Source organism: Methylobacterium sp. (assembly GCF_028290105.1).
Taxonomy (GTDB): domain Bacteria; phylum Pseudomonadota; class Alphaproteobacteria; order Rhizobiales; family Beijerinckiaceae; genus Methylobacterium.
In genome coordinates, this window is sequence record NZ_JAQGKL010000162.1 from 1 (window position 1) to 5,210 (window position 5,210).

Consider the following 5,210-nt stretch of genomic DNA (forward strand, 5'->3'; position numbering starts at 1 on the left):
GAGTTCCTTGCCGCGGAGATTTGGGTAGGTAGTCCGGACATCAGCTGTAATCCGATCCGTTTCGCGCATGCCTTCATTCCATCGGGGGCAGGCTTGGCTCAGTTCCGACGTCGTGAGTTGTTTAATGATGGGAGTTGGAAGTTTCCGGTCACTTTCCAGTTCGAGGGCGTAGCTTCGTGCCGTAATTCCGAAGGCCGTCCCGAATCCGCCCTTGCGTGCGCGCAGTACGGTAAAGAGCAGTGCGGCCGCCTCGAACGTCGCTATGGCGGCGGCCGCGCCGATCGCCGGCACAGCCGGCAGGAAGGCCGGCTGGACGGTCGCCTCCGATTCGATCCCGGAGGGCGAGAACGTCGTCCGCGACAGCACCGCTCCGGTCTGACCGTCGCGGATCGTCTGGGTCTCGCCGGAATTCTCGAAGAGACGGCTCTCGCCGTCGGGCGTGACGACGGTGTGCTGTTCCTCCCAGTCGCCGCGTCCGGACCGGACCCGGAGGGTGAGAACCTCACCGCCGTCCAGCAGGGTGCGTTGCGGACCGTCCACTCCCGGCTCGCCCGCGTCGAGCGACGCCCAGCGTCCGCCCCCGCGCGGCAACCGGTCGATCAGGCTGCCGCCCGCGCCGCCGCCATCCGGCACCCAGCGCCCGCCATCGCTCTGCCCTGCGGGGGCCCGGGGCTGATCGGCGCTGTACTTCCGGCTCAAGGATCGGCGCAGGCGGACCAGCTTGGTTTCGGTGCGCAGCACCGCGAGGAGGAGGCTCAGATTGCGCGCCTCGGCGGCGTTACCGGACTGCACTCCACGCTGGATCTCGGACATGACCATCACCTATGTTCATGGTATGTTCCATAAACTGATAGGCGATATCGCGAAAATATTCAAGGTAAATTATCCTATGCCCCCCCAAACGCCTCGGAATACGCGGTCCCGTTCGCGCTACGCGGTTTGGGGACGGATACCGGCGGCTCATCCACGCCGGACCTGCATAGGATGGCTACCGCGTGAGAGGAACGGCCGTGACGAAACGCCATTCCTGCGCTTCGACGATCTCCCAGACGGTGCGCAGGCCGAGTAACCGCCCATCCGGGCCCTGCACGAGACCTTCGAAAACGACGCGACTCACCCTTTGGGCGGTACGACTGTTCGGCCCGGAGTGTTCCACAGCGCATGCTGCACGAGCGCGGCGGCGAGCGTCTCGGGCGCCTCGGGGGTGAACCCGAACCCGCGCAGGTACTTCGCCTTGGAGGCGCCATCGGGATGATCGAGATTCAGGAGATAGCGCGTAATTTTCGCATTCTCGACCACCCAGACCGCGTCAGCCCTCTGGTCCGTCAAGGCGCTATCAGGGTCAGTCCAGCGGGGTCCACCGTTGCCAGAGCGCCGGGAGGCTGGGAAAACTCGATCACGTAAGCTTCACCCTCGCGGTACACGCTGACGATAGTACCCTCGGAACAGGGCGGAGTTTCATCGCCATCGTCGCTCACGACGGCCGCGATCAATGCCACCCGGTCGTGTTCCCGGAGGTTCGGCAGTGGTCCGTTCTGCTTGAAGTGATAGGCGACTTCGTACGACATGCGGGCAGGATGACTGGTGCCTCCGCATTCGGCAAGCATGGGGCCGGGCGTACGCAAAAACGCCGCCCCGCGAACGGGACGGCGTCGATCAAAGCCACTTTCCGTCCCCGAGGCCGGGGACCGAAGGATCGCGTGGAAGCTCAGGCCGCCTGGGCCCGCTTCAACAGCTTGCGGTTCACCAGCATCTCGGCGATCTGCACGGTGTTGAGGGCCGCGCCCTTGCGCAGGTTGTCGGCCACGCACCAGAACGAGAGGCCGTTCTCCACGGTGCCGTCCTCGCGGATGCGCGAGACGTAGGTGGCGTCCTCGCCGGCGGCCTCGTGCGGAGTCATGTAGCCGCCGGGCTCGCGCTTATCGACCACCAGGATGCCGGGAGCCGAGCGCAGGAGCGCGGTGGCCTGCTCGGCGGTGATCGGGCGCTCGAACTCGACGTTGACCGCCTCGGCATGGCCGATGAACACCGGCACGCGCACGGCAGTGGCGGTGAGCTTGATCTTGGGGTCGAGCATCTTCTTGGTCTCGGCGACCATCTTCCACTCTTCCTTGGTGTAGCCGTCCTCCATGAACACGTCGATCTGCGGGATGACGTTGAAGGCGATGCGCTTGGGGAACTTCTCCGCCTTGATCTCGCCGGCGGTGAAGACCGAGCGTGTCTGCTGGAAGAGCTCGTCCATGGCGTCCTTGCCGGCGCCCGAGACCGACTGGTAGGTCGCCACCACCACGCGCTTGATGGTGGCCGCGTCGTGGAGCGGCTTCAGGGCCACCACGAGCTGCGCCGTGGAGCAGTTCGGGTTGGCGATGATGTTGAGCTTGGAGAATCCGTGGATCGCCTCCGGGTTCACCTCCGGCACGATCAGCGGCACGTCCTGGTGATACCGGAAGGCCGACGAGTTATCGATGACCACGCAGCCGGCCTGGCCGATGCGCGGCGACCACTCCTTCGAGATCTCGCCGCCCGCCGACATCAGGCAGATGTCGGTGTCGGAGAAATCGTAGGTGTCGAGGGCCTTCACCTTCAGGATCTTGTCGCCGAAGGACACGTCCTGCCCGGCCGAGCGGCGGGAGGCCAGCGCCACCACCTCGTCCGCCGGAAAGGCGCGCTCGGACAGGATGTCCAGCATCTCGCGGCCCACATTGCCCGTGGCACCCACGACGGCGACCTTGTAACCCATTGTCCACCACTCCGCTCTCACGGGCGCCGCGGACCGGGAACGGCGCGCTTTTGGCGAGCGCGCCGCGGCATCCGGTCCGGCGCCGATTGTGTCGCCTCCGCGCCGTGCGCCGCGCCACCGCAAGGGTGGCCGGCAGCCCGCCCGGCCGCGAAAGTCACGCGGCCCGTCTCCGGTCCGCCTCGTTCCGGCGCCTGCCGCATCGCAGCACGATTCGCCCGAGCGCGGGAGCAAGACGCCTCGCCCCCGCCGCTGTCAAGCGCCGCGTCGGCCGTTTCAGGCCACCAGGGCGGCCGGGCTCCGCCCCAGCGCGTCCCGCGCCTGCGCCAGGATCGTGTAGGAGCGCCGCCGCGCCGCCGGGTCGTGGATCGCGCTCGCCACCATGAGCTCGTCGGCGCCGGTCTCGGCGACGAGGTCGGAGAGGCCGCGCCGGATGGTCTCGGGCGACCCGACCAGCGAGCGAGCCAGCATCCGCGAGGCCTGGGCCTTCTCGTGCGGGGCCCAGTAGTCCTCGATGTCGTCGATGGGGGGACGCAGGAGCCCGCGCGTGCCGCGCACGAGGTTCGTGAATTGCTGCTGGGCCGAGGTGAAGAGCCGTTGCGCCTCCGCATCCGTCTCGGCCGCGACCACGTTGACGCCGATCATCGCGTGCGGCGCCGCTTGTTGCGCGGAGGGCTCGAAGCGCACGTGATAGGTTGCAAGCGCCGCGCGCAACTGATCGGGCGCGAAATGCGACGCGAACGCGTAGGGCAAGCCCAGCATCGCGGCGAGTTGCGCGCCATAGAGGCTCGAGCCGAGAATCCACAGGGGCACCTTCAGGCCGGTCCCCGGCACCGCCTGGACCGCCTGTCCGGGCTTGAGGTCGCCGAAGAGCGCCTGCACTTCCAGCACGTCCTGCGGGAAGGTGTCGGCCGCCTCGCCGGAGCGCCGCAGGGCCCGGGTCGTGCGCGGGTCGGTACCGGGTGCTCGGCCCAGCCCTAGATCGATCCGGCCCGGAAACAGCGTCTCCAGGGTGCCGAACTGCTCGGCGATGACCAGCGGCGCGTGGTTCGGCAGCATGATCCCGCCAGCGCCAACGCGGATTTCGCGTGTGCCCGCAGCCACATGGCCGATGACGACCGCGGTCGCCGCGCTGGCGACGCCGACCATGTTGTGGTGCTCGGCGAGCCAGAACCGTCGGTAGCCGAGGCCTTCGACATGGCGCGCGAGGTCGACGCTGTTGGCCAGGGCGTCGGCGGGTGTCGCGCCCTCCGGCACGAGGGCAAGGTCGAGAACGGAGAGGGGGATCATGAAATCCTGAAGGTGTTGTCGCGGTGTAGCCCCGACGCTCAGATCGCCATGGCGCCGCCCCGCCGCAAGTCGGGGCCGCCCTGCGCCGATACGAACCATTCACCGTGAGCGCCGAAAAAACCCGCGTCCGCCTGCTCCGGAAACCGGTTCCTCGTCCGGCCCAGGCAGGGTCCGCCCCAGGTGGCGGCCCTCGGCCGCCGGAGAACCCCGGACCGCGATGCCGACGCCATCCGAACCTGACGACACCATCGATCTCGACGCGCCGCCGCTCGCCCGCTCACCCGGCGCTTCCATCGGGCGCCGCGTTGGGCAGATGGCACTGGCGGTCGGCGCCATCGCGCTCCTCAGCCTGTTCGCGCACGGGCAGCGGGCGGCGCTCGCGCCGGTCGTTCCTCCGGTGGAGAGCGCGCCTGGGCCGGCTTTCGTGCCTTCGGTCGCGAGAGCTTTCCGTGCGGCGGCGCCGCTCGCGGTCACGACACCGCGCTTCCACCTCGACGATCCCGACGCGCTGGAGCCCGTGCGGGCCGAAAGCCCCCGCATCAACGCCGCCACGGGGCAACGCGAGGATGTCCTCGTCCAGGGTGAATTTGCCAGTATCGAGGCACCCTACCTGCGCCTGATCCTGACCGAGACGCCGGACTCCGAGCCGGGGCGCAGCCTGTTCGTGATCCTCGCGCGGCGCGCGGCGGAAGCGCAGGGACTCGCCGTCATCCGCACGGGCGAGCGCGGTGCGATCGAGACGAAGTTCGGTGCGATCGAGACGCTCGACATCACCCTCGGCGGCGAAGGCAAACGCATCTGCACGGGCTTTCTTGGTCTGAAGCCGGGGCCGGTGCGCCTCGACGGATGGCTTTGCGCCCCCCTGGGACAGGCGCCCGAGCCGCGCGCCATAGCGTGTACGCTCGACAAGGTCGCGTTGAATGCCCAGGCCTGGCCGGAGAAAGAGCGTGCGTTCGCGGCGCTCGATGCCACCCGCGAACCCGCCTGTCGCGCGCCATCGCTCGCAGCGCGGGACGTTGGCAGCGAGACGGGCTCGATCCCGAACCGGCGCACACGAAAAAATGAGGCCAAACTGCGGCAATCCCGCCAAGCGCGGCCATAAGGCGGGAACCACGGCCGCGCTGGCACGTCTTCCCCTCATGCAAGCGGCCGAGTTTCTTAAGGAAGCGAGGCCTACAGTCCC

At 68.4% G+C, this 5,210-nt stretch carries 4 protein-coding genes and 1 pseudogene; 1 reads left to right on the forward strand and 4 read right to left on the reverse strand.

Features of this window, described 5'->3' with window-relative positions:
* The 4 genes and pseudogenes from JWQ05_RS11775 to JWQ05_RS11790 all read right to left on the reverse strand — a co-directional run.
* Window positions 1-813: pseudogene (locus tag JWQ05_RS11775) on the reverse strand (hypothetical protein); the annotation flags it as partial.
* Window positions 814-1,113: 300 nt separating this feature from the next.
* Window positions 1,114-1,329 (reverse strand): DUF6883 domain-containing protein, encoded by a 216-nt coding sequence (locus tag JWQ05_RS11780; RefSeq protein WP_299658632.1) that lies wholly within the window; start codon window positions 1,327-1,329, stop codon window positions 1,114-1,116.
* Between the two features lie 379 nt (window positions 1,330-1,708).
* Window positions 1,709-2,740 (reverse strand): aspartate-semialdehyde dehydrogenase, encoded by a 1,032-nt coding sequence (locus JWQ05_RS11785; protein ID WP_299658633.1) that lies wholly within the window; start codon window positions 2,738-2,740, stop codon window positions 1,709-1,711.
* Window positions 2,741-3,013: 273 nt separating this feature from the next.
* Window positions 3,014-4,027 (reverse strand): LLM class flavin-dependent oxidoreductase, encoded by a 1,014-nt coding sequence (locus JWQ05_RS11790; RefSeq protein ID WP_299658634.1) that lies wholly within the window; start codon window positions 4,025-4,027, stop codon window positions 3,014-3,016.
* 313 nt (window positions 4,028-4,340) lie between these two features.
* Between JWQ05_RS11790 and JWQ05_RS11795 the strand changes: the two genes are divergently transcribed.
* Window positions 4,341-5,129 carry a hypothetical protein gene (locus tag JWQ05_RS11795; protein WP_299658635.1) on the forward strand — a complete coding sequence of 263 codons (789 nt, stop codon included), beginning with the start codon at window positions 4,341-4,343 and terminating at the stop codon, window positions 5,127-5,129.
* The last annotated feature ends 81 nt before the right edge of the window (window positions 5,130-5,210 follow it).